The 11,994-nt window shown below is 70.9% G+C and carries 12 protein-coding genes; 5 read left to right on the top strand and 7 right to left on the bottom strand.

Annotation, left to right across the window (positions count from 1 at the left end):
- Window positions 1–17: 17 nt before the first annotated feature.
- Together J7E93_RS13720 and J7E93_RS13725 are read right to left on the bottom strand one after the other, a co-directional pair.
- Window positions 18–242, bottom strand: a complete 225-nt coding sequence (locus J7E93_RS13720) for a DUF397 domain-containing protein (protein WP_215068975.1) — start codon at window positions 240–242, stop codon at window positions 18–20.
- Window positions 229–1,053 carry a helix-turn-helix transcriptional regulator gene (locus J7E93_RS13725; protein WP_215068982.1) on the bottom strand — a complete coding sequence of 275 codons (825 nt, stop codon included), beginning with the start codon at window positions 1,051–1,053 and terminating at the stop codon, window positions 229–231. The genes J7E93_RS13720 and J7E93_RS13725 overlap by 14 nt, the downstream gene beginning before the upstream one ends.
- 114 nt (window positions 1,054–1,167) lie before the next feature.
- On the opposite strand from J7E93_RS13725, the gene J7E93_RS13730 reads away from it, so the two are divergent.
- Both J7E93_RS13730 and J7E93_RS13735 read left to right on the top strand, forming a co-directional pair.
- Window positions 1,168–1,446 (top strand): hypothetical protein, encoded by a 279-nt coding sequence (locus J7E93_RS13730; protein WP_215069117.1) that lies wholly within the window; start codon window positions 1,168–1,170, stop codon window positions 1,444–1,446.
- Window positions 1,447–1,514: 68 nt separating this feature from the next.
- Window positions 1,515–1,781 (top strand): hypothetical protein, encoded by a 267-nt coding sequence (locus J7E93_RS13735; RefSeq protein ID WP_251066515.1) that lies wholly within the window; start codon window positions 1,515–1,517, stop codon window positions 1,779–1,781.
- Between the two features lie 18 nt (window positions 1,782–1,799).
- Here J7E93_RS13735 and J7E93_RS13740 read toward each other — a convergent pair whose 3' ends face one another.
- Window positions 1,800–2,264 carry a DUF937 domain-containing protein gene (locus J7E93_RS13740; protein ID WP_215068986.1) on the bottom strand — a complete coding sequence of 155 codons (465 nt, stop codon included), beginning with the start codon at window positions 2,262–2,264 and terminating at the stop codon, window positions 1,800–1,802.
- A 115-nt stretch (window positions 2,265–2,379) separates the two neighbouring features.
- Here J7E93_RS13740 and J7E93_RS13745 point away from each other — a divergent pair, with 115 nt between their 5' ends.
- Both J7E93_RS13745 and J7E93_RS13750 read left to right on the top strand, forming a co-directional pair.
- The gene (locus J7E93_RS13745; protein ID WP_215068988.1) at window positions 2,380–4,611 is read left to right on the top strand and encodes an ATP-dependent RecD-like DNA helicase; all 2,232 of its coding nucleotides are present in this window, start codon (window positions 2,380–2,382) and stop codon (window positions 4,609–4,611) included.
- Window positions 4,612–4,826: 215 nt separating this feature from the next.
- Window positions 4,827–6,116 carry a citrate synthase gene (locus J7E93_RS13750; RefSeq protein WP_215068995.1) on the top strand — a complete coding sequence of 430 codons (1,290 nt, stop codon included), beginning with the start codon at window positions 4,827–4,829 and terminating at the stop codon, window positions 6,114–6,116.
- 419 nt (window positions 6,117–6,535) lie between these two features.
- Here J7E93_RS13750 and J7E93_RS13755 read toward each other — a convergent pair whose 3' ends face one another.
- Both J7E93_RS13755 and J7E93_RS13760 read right to left on the bottom strand, forming a co-directional pair.
- A complete protein-coding gene (locus J7E93_RS13755) occupies window positions 6,536–8,797 on the bottom strand; it encodes a cation-translocating P-type ATPase (RefSeq protein WP_215068997.1) in 2,262 nt (753 codons plus the stop codon).
- A gap of 74 nt (window positions 8,798–8,871) precedes the next feature.
- Window positions 8,872–9,183, bottom strand: a complete 312-nt coding sequence (locus J7E93_RS13760; protein ID WP_215068998.1) for a heavy-metal-associated domain-containing protein — start codon at window positions 9,181–9,183, stop codon at window positions 8,872–8,874.
- A 213-nt stretch (window positions 9,184–9,396) separates the two neighbouring features.
- Here J7E93_RS13760 and J7E93_RS13765 point away from each other — a divergent pair, with 213 nt between their 5' ends.
- On the top strand, window positions 9,397–10,452 hold the full coding sequence (locus J7E93_RS13765; RefSeq protein ID WP_215069000.1) for a zinc-dependent alcohol dehydrogenase family protein: 1,056 nt from the start codon (window positions 9,397–9,399) through the stop codon (window positions 10,450–10,452).
- A gap of 126 nt (window positions 10,453–10,578) precedes the next feature.
- Here the strand turns inward: J7E93_RS13765 and J7E93_RS13770 are convergent, their stop codons facing one another.
- Together J7E93_RS13770 and J7E93_RS13775 are read right to left on the bottom strand one after the other, a co-directional pair.
- Window positions 10,579–10,776 (bottom strand): AlpA family transcriptional regulator, encoded by a 198-nt coding sequence (locus J7E93_RS13770; protein ID WP_215069002.1) that lies wholly within the window; start codon window positions 10,774–10,776, stop codon window positions 10,579–10,581.
- Between the two features lie 255 nt (window positions 10,777–11,031).
- Window positions 11,032–11,940 (bottom strand): sugar phosphate isomerase/epimerase, encoded by a 909-nt coding sequence (locus tag J7E93_RS13775; RefSeq protein WP_215069004.1) that lies wholly within the window; start codon window positions 11,938–11,940, stop codon window positions 11,032–11,034.
- Window positions 11,941–11,994: the final 54 nt, after the last annotated feature.

Below are 11,994 nucleotides of genomic sequence, written 5' to 3' on the forward strand. Positions count from 1 at the left end.
TTCCGTCGGCCGGGACATCAGACGGAGAGCGCGCCGCTCCTGACCGCCGCGACGAACGACGACCAGCCGTCCGCGGAAAAGACCACTGCCGGGCCGGTCGCGGCCTTGCTGTCACGGACGGGCACGCCTGCGTGGCCACGGGCGACCTCAAGGCATTCACCTTGGCCGCCGCCGCTGTAGCTGGACTTGAACCACCCGGTGAGGGTGGTCGAGTCCCTGACGGTGTGCTCACTGCTGACCATGCACGTGTTCCTCTGCTGCCGCCCTCACGAGGGCCAGTGACTCCTGCTGCGACATGGCGTCGCTCAGCGCAAGAGCGTAGGCCGTCTGGCTGGCCCTCACCAGAGCGGGATCATCCATCAAGTGCCCGCTCAGCAACCCCTCCACGTAGGCGACCGGCGCAGCGTCCTCGAAGCTCATGAGGGTGAGCAGGCTCTCCATGAGCGCGTGCGCCCCCACTCCGAACGGCAGCACGTGCAGCCGCAGCCGACCGGCCTCCGCCAAGTCCCCGATCCGATGCAACTGTTCCGCCATGACCTGCCGTCCGCCGACCCGGCGGCGAAGCACGGCCTCGTCGAGAAGGGTCCACATGACCGGATTCAGCGGTCCGTCGAGAATGCGGGCACGCCTTGTTCGAATGACAACCGCTTCGTCAAGTTCTTCCCGCGTGTGGTTCGGCTGGTACGCACGGAAGAGGGCGCGGGCGTAGCCCTCCGTCTGAAGCAGGCCCGGGACCAGGGACAGCGCGAACTGCTGGATCAGCGTCGCCTGTTGCTCCAGCTCCGCCACCGCCGCGAAGTGATCGGCGTACTTCGACTCCAGGTCTTCCAGCCAGCGGGAGAAGAACCCGTCCGTCCCCAGCGCCCGGTCGATCCGCTGCGCGTCGTCGGGTTTCGGCAGTCGTCGGCCCGCCTCGAAGTGGCTGATGAGCGTGGGCGAGCACACGACGTGATCGCCCAGTGCCTCCTGGGTGAGGTCGGCCGCCATCCGCCGCAGCCTCAGCTCCTCTCCGTACTTCTGACGTGGTGTGCGCGGCTTGCGGCGCTGCTCCATACCCCAACTCCCCAACCTGACAGGTCTGCTGTCAACCCTCCGGTACTGGCAGCGTAGCGACGTCCGACGTCACTCTGTGAGCGGTTCGCCACACAACGCGACGAAAGGATCGATGTGAAGGACTTCATCGCCAGGCTCGCCCACCGGCTCCTGCGCGGGACCGGTGGCCCCGCTTCCTCCCCGGCGCCCGCCCTCCACCCGTCCCCGTACACCTGCCTCTCCGTCGACGGACCCACCCGCCACCGCACCGGCGAACGCCCGGCGCGCGGGGAGGACAGCCCGCTCGTCCGCCCCTACCTGCTGGCCTACGAGAGGCGGCAGGGGCGGCGACGGGTGGTGTTGCTCGCCGCGCACGGGCTGGAGCTCCGCCCCGGGACGGAGGGCGCCGCGTGAACGGCGACGAGAGGACCCGGGTGCGGCTGCTCCCCTGGACGGGAGAGGGAGGGAAGGCCTGCTATCTCATGAGCGACGGCAGCGACGGCAGCGACGGCACGGACGACGACACCGACAGCGACACCACCGGCACCGGCGCCGTGTCGCGGCTCGCGGACGGCATCGAGAGCGTCCAACTCGGCATGGCCGGCGAGCTGCTCGGCCACGCCGACGACCTCCTCGCGGACCGAAGGGTGACCAGCGGCGAGCTGCGCTATCTGGCAGGCCGGCTCACCGAGTCCCTGCGGGACGTCAAGCGGATCGCGGAGAGCCGGGGCGCCCGCCTCGGGGTGTGACGCGGACACGCCCGTGCGTCACCTCTTCGGGCCTCCGCCCAGCACGTCCGCGAGGCCGCCGCCCTTCCTGGTGGTCGCCCGCTTCGTGAGTGCCGCCAGGACCGCCGGTACCAGCGTCTCGACCGCCCGGTTCACCGTCGCCGGCGGCAGGCCCGTCCTCTTCGCGACGGCGTTCGCCGCCGGCTTCGCGAGCTTTGCCAGTACCTCGCCCATGAGCCCTCCGCCCACCGGTGCTCCGAACTTGGCCACGCCCTGCAGGGGAGGCTCGAAGGTCGTCACCTCGTCGACCGCCTGGCGCACCTCGTCGGCGCTCGCGGGCTCGGCCGCCGCCCGTCGCAACTCACCCGTCAGCGCGGACACGGAGCTGCCGACGACGTCGCGGGCGCCCGCCGGGTCCGTGCCGAGCAGCCCGGCGATCTCCTGGAGCCTGTCGTCGCCGAGTTCGGCCAGCACGTCCTGCTGAAAGGAGGATTCGTCGCTCATGCCGGAAACGCTACGACCCACCGCTGTCGTCGGCACGTCGAGGAATCGGCCGGGACGGGGTCCGTTTGTCCACAGGCCCGGGCGCGCTGTCCGAGGCCTTCGCTACCTTCGGTACATGTCCAACCAAGGTCAGGGCCAGGCAGTGGTCGAAGGGGTTCTCGAGCGGATCACGTACGCCAACGAGGAGAGCGGCTACACCGTGGCCCGGGTCGACACCGGTCGCGGAGCCGGGGATCTGCTCACGGTGGTCGGCTCGCTGCTCGGGGCGCAGCCGGGCGAGTCGCTGCGCATGGAGGGGCGTTGGGGCTCCCATCCGCAGTACGGCAGACAGTTCACCGTCGAGAACTACACGACCGTTCTCCCGGCCACCATCCAGGGCATACGCCGCTACCTCGGCTCGGGCCTCATCAAGGGCATCGGCCCGAAGATCGCCGAGCGGATCGTCGAGCACTTCGGCACCGACACCCTCGACGTCATCGAGCAGACGCCGAAGCGGCTCGTCGAGGTCCCCGGACTCGGACCCAAGCGGACCCGGCTGATCGGCGCCGCCTGGGAGGAGCAGAAGGCGATCAAGGAGGTGATGGTCTTCCTCCAGGGCGTCGGCGTCTCCACCTCCATCGCCGTGCGGATCTACAAGAAGTACGGCGACGCCTCGATCTCGGTCGTGCGGAACCAGCCGTACCGGCTGGCCGCCGACGTCTGGGGCATCGGCTTCCTCACCGCCGACCGGATCGCCCAGGCCGTCGGCATTCCCCACGACAGCCCGGACCGGGTCAAGGCGGGGCTGCAGTACGCGCTGTCGCAGTCGACCGACCAGGGGCACTGCTTCCTGCCCGAGGAGCGGCTGATCGCCGACTCCGTCAAGCTGCTCCAGGTCGACACGGGTCTGGTCATCGAGTGCCTCGCCGAGCTCGCCGAGGACCCGGAGGGGGTCGTACGGGAGTCGGTGCCCGGCCCCGAGGGGCAGCCGGTGACGGCCGTCTATCTGATCCCCTTCCACCGCGCCGAGCTCTCCCTGGCCGCTCAGCTGACCCGCCTCCTGCGCACGGACGAGGACCGGATGCCGGCCTTCCACGAGGTCGCCTGGGACAAGGCCCTGGCGTGGCTCGCCGATCGGACCGGGGCGACTCTGGCGCCGGAGCAGGAGGAGGCCGTGCGGCTCGCGCTGACCCGTAAGGTCGCCGTGCTGACCGGCGGTCCGGGCTGTGGAAAGTCGTTCACGGTCCGCTCGATCGTGGAGCTGGCCCGCGCCAAGAAGGCCAAGGTCGTCCTCGCAGCGCCCACCGGCCGGGCCGCGAAGCGGCTGGCGGAACTGACCGGCGCCGAGGCCTCCACCGTCCACCGCCTCCTGGAGCTGAAGCCGGGCGGGGACGCGGCCTACGACCGGGACCGGCCCCTGGACGCCGACCTCGTCGTGGTGGACGAGGCGTCCATGCTCGATCTGCTGCTCGCCAACAAGCTGGTGAAGGCCGTGGCACCGGGTGCCCACCTCCTCCTGGTCGGGGACGTGGACCAGCTGCCGTCGGTCGGCGCGGGGGAGGTGCTCGGCGACCTGCTGGCGCCGGGCAGCCCGGTGCCGGCCGTCCGGCTGACCCGGATCTTCCGCCAGGCGCAGCAGTCGGGTGTGGTCACCAACGCCCACCGGATCAACGCGGGGCACGCACCCGTCACCACCGGTCTGCCGGACTTCTTCCTCTTCGCGGAGGACGAGACCGAGGACGCGGCGCGGGTCACCGTCGAGGTCGCGGCACGCCGGATCCCCGCGAAGTTCGGTCTCGATCCGCGCCGGGACGTGCAGGTTCTGGCCCCCATGCACCGGGGCCCTGCCGGAGCCGGCGCGCTGAACGGGCTCCTCCAGCAGGCCATCACCCCGGCCCGTCCGGATCTGCCCGAGAAGCGCTTCGGCGGCCGGGTCTTCCGCGTCGGCGACAAGGTCACGCAGATCCGGAACAACTACGAGAAGGGCGCCAACGGCGTCTTCAACGGCACGGTCGGCGTCGTGACCTCGCTCGACACCGTCGAGCAGCGGCTGACGGTGCGGACCGACGAGGACGAGGAGGTGCCGTACGACTTCGACGAGCTGGACGAACTGGCCCATGCCTACGCCGTCACCATCCACCGCTCGCAGGGCAGCGAGTACCCGGCCGTCGTGATCCCCGTCACCAACAGCGCCTGGATGATGCTTCAGCGGAACCTGCTCTACACGGCCGTCACCCGGGCCCGGAAGCTCGTGGTCCTGGTGGGCTCCCGCAAGGCGATCGCCCAGGCGGTCCGTACCGTTTCCGCAGGCAGACGCTTCACCGGCCTCGCCCACCGGCTCGCCGGGCCGTCCGCCGTCCGCGCGTGACGCCGAGGGGCCGGCCGCGGGCCTCCGGTCGTGTGAAAGACCACCCCGGACTTCCGGAAGCGGGGCGAAGGGGGCAAGATGAGCAGGTTGGCGGCACTGAGTGCCGCCAAACGGCCCAATGGTCGACCCCGAGTGCACTCTCCTGAGCCAAATGGGGGATGGTAGAGACAGTCAGGGCACCTCGAAGAAGAGGCACTACGTCGGTGAGGGATGACGTGAGCGACAACTCTGTAGTACTGCGGTACGCGGACGGTGAATACACCTACCCGGTGGTCGAGAGCACCGTCGGCGACAAGGGCTTCGACATCGGGAAGCTCCGAGCCCAGACCGGTCTGGTCACCCTGGACAGTGGATACGGCAACACCGCCGCCTATAAATCCGCCATCACCTACCTGGACGGCGAGCAGGGCATTCTGCGGTACCGCGGTTACCCCATCGAGCAGCTGGCCGAGCGCTCCACCTTCCTCGAGGTGGCGTACCTGCTGATCAACGGTGAGCTCCCCAAGGTCGACGAGCTGTCCAACTTCAAGAACGAGATCACCCAGCACACGCTGCTGCACGAGGACGTCAAGCGTTTCTTCGACGGCTTCCCGCGTGACGCCCACCCGATGGCGATGCTCTCCTCGGTGGTCTCCGCGCTGTCCACGTTCTACCAGGACAGCCACAACCCGTTCGACGAGAAGCAGCGTCACCTCTCCACGATCCGGCTGCTCGCCAAGCTCCCGACGATCGCGGCGTACGCCTACAAGAAGTCGATCGGCCACCCCTTCGTCTACCCGCGCAACGACCTCGGGTACGTGGAGAACTTCCTGCGCATGACCTTCTCGGTCCCGGCGCAGGAGTACGAGCTGGACCCGGTCGTGGTCTCCGCGCTCGACAAGCTTCTGATCCTGCACGCGGACCACGAGCAGAACTGTTCGACCTCCACCGTGCGTCTGGTCGGCTCCTCGCAGGCGAACATGTTCGCGTCGATCTCCGCCGGCATCTCGGCCCTGTGGGGCCCCCTGCACGGTGGTGCCAACCAGTCGGTCCTGGAGATGCTGGAAGGCATCCAGGCCAACGGCGGCGACGTCGACTCCTTCATCAACAAGGTGAAGAACAAGGAGGACGGTGTCCGCCTGATGGGCTTCGGCCACCGGGTGTACAAGTCCTTCGACCCGCGCGCCAAGATCATCAAGGCGGCGGCGCACGACGTCCTCTCGGCCCTCGGCAAGTCCGACGAGCTGCTGGACATCGCGCTCAAGCTGGAGGAGCACGCGCTCTCCGACGACTACTTCGTCTCGCGCAACCTGTACCCGAACGTGGACTTCTACACGGGTCTGATCTACCGCGCGATGGGCTTCCCGACCGAGATGTTCACCGTGCTCTTCGCGCTCGGCCGCCTTCCGGGCTGGATCGCCCAGTGGCACGAGATGATCAAGGAGCCGGGTTCCCGCATCGGCCGCCCGCGCCAGATCTACACGGGCGAGGTCCTGCGCGACTTCGTCCCGGTCGAGGGCCGCTGAACCTCCAGCGCGAGTGCCGCTGAGCCTCCGACGCGAGGGCCGCTGAGTCTTCGGCGCCGCTGAACGAAAAGCGCCCCGCTTCCGATCCCCCCACGGGTCGGCGAGCGGGGCGCTTCCCATATCCCCGGTGCGGATTCCCCCCACGGGATCCGGGCCGGGCGTCTGCCGGTGTCAGCAGAAGCTGGGCGGGCGGCGCGGTCTGCCGGGGTACGTACGTACGGGAGGGCCGCTCAAAGCTCCCCGGTGCACGTGCCCCGGCCAACGCTTGCCTGGGACGTCCCCCAAGACATCCCATGAACGTCCCCCAAGACGTTCTTGGCATCGCCCACTTAGACTCGCGAACGGCCCGAATGGTTACCCCCAAATATCTGTGATCTAGGTCTCTTTGTGAAGGTCCTGTGCGTCACGTGTAGGTGAATTCACGTGAAGCGCCGAAGTCGCAGGCTGTTGGATACGACGAAAACGGACGAAAAGGCCATCGCCAGCCCCGCGATCATCGGGTTGAGGAGCCCCGCGGCGGCCAGGGGCAGGGCGGCCAGGTTGTAGCCGAAGGCCCAGCCGAGATTGCCCTTGATCGTCGCCAGGGTGCGGCGGGAGAGCCGGATGGCGTCCGCGGCGACCCGGAGGTCCCCTCGGACCAGGGTCAGATCGCTCGCCTCGATGGCGGCGTCCGTGCCGGTGCCCATGGCCAGGCCCAGATCGGCGGTGGCGAGCGCGGCCGCGTCGTTCACGCCGTCGCCGACCATCGCGACCGTCCGGCCCTCCGCCTGCAGCCGCCGGACCACGTCGACCTTCTCCTGCGGCAGCACCTCGGCGAAGACCCGGTCCGCGTCGATGCCGACCTCGGCCGCCACCGTCTCCGCCACCGACCGCTCGTCGCCGGTCAGCAGGACCGGCGTCAGGCCGAGGGCGCGCAGCCGGGCGACCGCCTCGGCGCTGGTCTCCTTGACCGCGTCGGCGACCGTCAGGAACCCGCGGGCCCGCCCGTCCCAGGCGACCTGGACGGCCCCCGGCTCGGGCGCGCCGGGCGTCTCGATCCCCTCGGCCGCCAGGAGGGCCGGGCGGCCGACCAGGACCTCGTGGCCGTCGACCGAGCCACGGACGCCGAGACCGGGCGCGTTCGCGAAGGACTTCGGTACGGGAAGCTCCGCCACCGGCAGCCCGAGGCGCTCGGCGGCGCCGGCCGCGACCGCCCGGGCGACCGGGTGCTCGGAGGCGTGTTCCAGGGCGCCGGCGAGCCGCAGCAGCTCGGCCTCGTCCTCCCCCTCGTACGCGTACACCTTCCGCAGCGTCATCCGGCCGGTGGTGACCGTGCCGGTCTTGTCCAGGACGATGGTGTCGACCTTGCGGGTGGTCTCCAGGACTTCGGGGCCCTTGATGAGGATGCCGAGCTGGGCGCCGCGGCCGGTGCCGACCATGAGGGCGGTGGGGGTGGCCAGGCCCAGGGCGCAGGGGCAGGCGATGATCAGGACGGCGACGGCGGCGGTGAACGCGGCCGTCGTGTCGCCGGTCGTGAGGAGCCAGGCCGCCAGGGTGCCGAGCGCGAGGAGCAGCACCACGGGAACGAAGACGGCGGAGATCCGGTCCGCGAGGCGCTGTGCCCGCGCCTTGCCGTTCTGGGCGTCCTCCACCAGCTTCGCCATCCGGGCGAGCTGGGTGTCCGCGCCGATCCGGGTGGCCTCGACAACGAGACGGCCGGAGGTGTTGACGCAGCCGCCCGTCACCGGGTCCCCGGCCGCCACGTCGACCGGCAGCGACTCGCCGGTGAGCAGGGAGGCGTCGACGGCGGACGCGCCCTCCGTGACGGTGCCGTCGGTGGCGATCTTCTCGCCGGGCCGTACGACGAAGAGGTCACCGGTCCGCAGCGCGGCGACCGGGATCCGTACCTCCGTGCCGCCTCTCAGCACCGCCACGTCCTTGGCGCCCAGTTCCATCAGCGCGCGCAGCGCGGAGCCGGCCTTCCGCTTGGCGCGGGCCTCCAGATAGCGGCCGAGGAGGATGAAGCAGACCACCCCGGCGGCGACCTCCAGATAGATCGTGGAGGCTCCGTCGGTGCGGCCGGCGGTGAGGTCGAAGCCGTGGCGCATGCCGGGCATGCCCGCCGTGCCCAGGAACAGCGCCCACAGGGACCAGCCGAAGGCCGCCAGGGTGCCGACCGAGACGAGGGTGTCCATGGTGGCCGCGCCGTGCCGGAGGTTGGTCCAGGCGGCGCGGTGGAAGGGCAGCCCGCCCCAGACCACGACGGGGGCGGCGAGGGTGAGCGAGAGCCACTGCCAGTGGTCGAACTGGAGGGCCGGGGCCATCGCGAGGAGGACGACGGGGGCGGCGAGGACGGCGGAGACGGTCAGGCGGGTGCGGAGCGGGTCGAGCTCCGGGTCCCGGCCGCGCGGCTCGTGCTCGGCCCTGGCCTCGTCCCGGTCCTCGTCCTCGTCCTCGTCCTCGGGAGAGGGTTCGGGCTCCGGGGGCGGGGGTTCCTCGGCGGTGTAGCCGGTCCTGACGACCGTCTCGATCAGATCGGCGATCCCGACGTCGGCCGTGTGCTCGATCCGCGCCTTCTCCGTCGCGTAGTTGACGGTCGCGGTGACGCCGTCCAGGCGGTTGAGCTTCTTCTCGACGCGGGCCGCGCAGGAGGCGCAGGTCATCCCGCCGATGGTCAGCTCGGTGGTGAGAGTGGAGGTCATGTGCGGTGTCCAAAAGGGAGCGGGGCCGTACCGTCGTAACGGTACGGCCCCGCCGGGTATGCCGGGGGCAGGTCTCAGCCCTGGCCGACCAGCTCGTAGCCGGCCTCGTCGACGGCGGCGCGGACGGCGGCCTCGTCGAGCGGCGCCTCGGAGACCACGGTGACCCGGCCGGTCGCGGCCACGGCCGTGACGGAGGAGACGCCGGCGATCTCGGAGATCTCGCTGGAGACCGCGCCCTCGCAGTGGCCGCAGGTCATGCCCTTGACCTGGTAGACGGTGGTGACACCCTCCGTCCGGGCCTCGGCCGCGCCGTCCTGACACGAGCCGGTCGACGAGCAGCAGCTGCCGGTGACCTGGGGAAGTTCGGTCTTCGTCTCGGCGGTCATGACGGTCTCCTCTTCGAGGGGCGGTGCTGGTTCAGGTGCTTCAGGGTCGTACTGAAGCACACTCTATACCCCTAGGGGGTATAAATTCCAGCGCCGTCGTACGCGTGCCGCGCGGAGACCGGGCCGGAGTGCGACGACGGCCGGGACAGGGAGCCGCAGGGGGGATTAGTTTCGAAGGTCGGATCGGCGGTACGGCGGCGGAGGGTGGGGCCCATGAAAGCGGTGGTGTTCGAGCGGTACGGACAGGACGCGGAGGTCCGGGAGGTGCCGGACCCCACCCCCTCCGCCCATGGCGTGGTCGTCCGGGTCGAGGCGACCGGGCTGTGCCGCAGCGACTGGCACGGCTGGATGGGACACGACCCCGACATCGCCCTGCCGCACGTCCCCGGCCACGAACTCGCCGGGGTGGTGGAGGCGGTGGGCGCGGACGTGGGCCGGTGGAAGCCCGGCGACCGGGTCACGGTGCCGTTCGTCTGCGCCTGCGGGAGCTGCCCGGCCTGCGCCGCGGGGGACCAGCAGGTGTGCGAGCGGCAGACCCAGCCCGGCTTCACCCACTGGGGCTCCTTCGCCGAGTACGTGGCCCTGGAGCACGCGGACGTGAACCTGGTGGAGGTGCCGGACGAGCTGTCGTACCCGACGGCGGCCGGGCTCGGCTGCCGGTTCGCGACCGCGTTCCGGGCGGTGATCGCCCAGGGGCGGGTGGCGGCGGGAGAGTTCGTCGCGGTGCACGGATGCGGGGGCGTCGGACTCTCGGCCGTGATGATCGCGGCGGCCTGCGGGGCGCGGGTGATCGCCGTCGACGTGTCGCCGAAGGCCCTGGAGCTGGCGCGGGAGTTCGGGGCGGCGGCCTGTGTCGACGCCTCCGCCCTGTCGGGGACGCCCGGCGCGACGGCGGCGGCCGTGCGGGATCTGACCGGCGGGGGAGCCCATCTCTCGATCGACGCCCTGGGGTCCCCGCTCACCTGCGCCGCCTCGGTGGAGAGCCTGCGGCGCAGGGGCCGGCACATCCAGGTCGGGCTGCTGCCCACGGCCGCCGGAGATCCTGTGGTGCCGATGGCCCGGGTGATCGGCCTTGAACTGGAGATCCTCGGCAGCCACGGCATGGCCGCGCACGCCTACGGCCCGATGATGGAGATGGTCCGCGCGGGCAGCCTGCGCCCCGACCGGCTCGTCACCTCCACCATCCCACTGGCGGCGGCCCCCGCCGCGCTGGCGGGGATGGGGTCGACGCCGGGCTCGGGAGTGACGGTCATCCGACCCTGGGCCTGACGGCTGGACCCGGCCTGGCGACGGGATCCTGGCCTGACGACGGGGCCCCGGCCTGGCGACGGGGCCCCGGCCGGCCGCGGGCCCCGCACCGGGGGAGGCGCGGGGCCCGCGGGCCGGGGGAGGAGGTCAGCCCTGGCGGCTCCGGTTGCCGGGCCGGTTGGCCACCCAGAGGCGGATCGTGTCCACGTACCAGTAGGGCTTGCCCGACTCGACATGGTCGGGCGGCGGCAGGAGTCCGTGCTTCCGGTAGGAGCGGACCGTGTCCGGCTGCACCCTGATGTGCGCGGCAATGTCCTTGTACGACCAGAGCCTTCTGTCCGTCATGCGGGGCACCTCCCTGCGCGCCTCGCAGCGGCGGGCGGGTGTGCCGTTCGGGGGAGCTGCGAGGCGAGCGCTGGCGATCACTGAGCCTGTGCCCGTTGAACGACGCTCCGTGACGAGAGGAGAGCGGCTGTCGATCGCCTGTGACGGAAACCCCGCGTAATGGAGACATCTGTGACGACAGAGGGATGGATGTGACGTAAGTGGCGCACGATCACACACCATCACATCGGCGTGGCGATGTGCCGCTTCCCGGTGTCACGCCCCGCAGGAGCGCAGAAAGCGGCGCGTGCGGACCGCGATCGGATACGGCCGGTCCGGATCGCACGGGTACATGTCCTGCTCGACGATGGCGAAGAGGTCCACGTCCAGCGCCTGCGCCGCCGCCAGGACCGGCTCCAGGGCGGGCACCCCGGAGGGCGGCTCGCACATCACGCCCCGCGCGACGGCCGGCCCGAACGGCACTTCGTCGGCGACGACCCCGGCCAGGATCTCGGGGTCGACCTGCTTGAGATGGAGATAGCCGATCCGCTCACCGTAGGTCTCGATCAGTTTGACGCTGTCGCCGCCGCAGTAGGCGTAGTGCCCGGTGTCCAGGCAGAGCGACACCAGCTGCGGATCGGTGGCGTCCAGGAACCGGGCGACGTTCTCCTCGCTGTCGATGTGCGTGTCCGCGTGCGGATGGACGACGATCCGCAACCCGTAGCGGTCCCGCACCTCGCGGCCCAGACGCTCGGTCAGACCGGTGAGATTCCGCCACTGTTCGGCGGTGAGCGTGCGGTCCTCCAGGACGGCGCCCGTCTTGTCGTCCCGCCAGAAGGAGGGGATGACGACGAGGTGTTCCGCGCCCATGGCCTGGGCCAGGGCCGCGTTGTCGGCGACATGGGCCCAGGTCCGCTCCCACACGGCCGGGCCGTGGTGCAGCCCGGTGAAGACCGTCCCGGCGGAGACCTTCAGCCCCCGTCGGCCGGTCTCCTCGGCCAGCACGGCGGGATCGGTGGGCAGATAGCCGTACGGGCCGAGCTCGATCCAGGCGTAGCCGGCCCCGGCGACCTCGTCGAGGAACCGCTGCCAGGGCACCTGCCGGGGATCGTCGGGGAACCAGACTCCCCACGAATCGGGGGCCGAGCCGATACGGATACGGGACAGTGGCGACGGCTTCGTCATGCAAGCCACCTTGGCCGGGCTCCCGGAGAAGCGTCAAGACGCTCGTCCGAATGT

The organism is Streptomyces sp. ISL-36 (assembly GCF_018614205.1).
Lineage (GTDB): Bacteria > Actinomycetota > Actinomycetes > Streptomycetales > Streptomycetaceae > Streptomyces.

Excerpts from the sequence above, each read along its gene's own strand:
- J7E93_RS13720 (WP_215068975.1), bottom strand. The coding sequence starts at position 242 with ATGGTCAGCAGTGAGCACACCGTCAGGGACTCGACCACCCTCACCGGG.
- J7E93_RS13725 (WP_215068982.1), bottom strand. The coding sequence starts at position 1,053 with ATGGAGCAGCGCCGCAAGCCGCGCACACCACGTCAGAAGTACGGAGAG.
- J7E93_RS13735 (WP_251066515.1), top strand. The coding sequence starts at position 1,515 with ATGAGCGACGGCAGCGACGGCAGCGACGGCACGGACGACGACACCGAC.
- J7E93_RS13740 (WP_215068986.1), bottom strand. The coding sequence starts at position 2,264 with ATGAGCGACGAATCCTCCTTTCAGCAGGACGTGCTGGCCGAACTCGGC.
- J7E93_RS13745 (WP_215068988.1), top strand. The coding sequence starts at position 2,380 with ATGTCCAACCAAGGTCAGGGCCAGGCAGTGGTCGAAGGGGTTCTCGAG.
- J7E93_RS13755 (WP_215068997.1), bottom strand. The coding sequence starts at position 8,797 with ATGACCTCCACTCTCACCACCGAGCTGACCATCGGCGGGATGACCTGC.
- J7E93_RS13760 (WP_215068998.1), bottom strand. The coding sequence starts at position 9,183 with ATGACCGCCGAGACGAAGACCGAACTTCCCCAGGTCACCGGCAGCTGC.
- J7E93_RS13765 (WP_215069000.1), top strand. The coding sequence starts at position 9,397 with ATGAAAGCGGTGGTGTTCGAGCGGTACGGACAGGACGCGGAGGTCCGG.
- J7E93_RS13770 (WP_215069002.1), bottom strand. The coding sequence starts at position 10,776 with ATGACGGACAGAAGGCTCTGGTCGTACAAGGACATTGCCGCGCACATC.
- J7E93_RS13775 (WP_215069004.1), bottom strand. The coding sequence starts at position 11,940 with ATGACGAAGCCGTCGCCACTGTCCCGTATCCGTATCGGCTCGGCCCCC.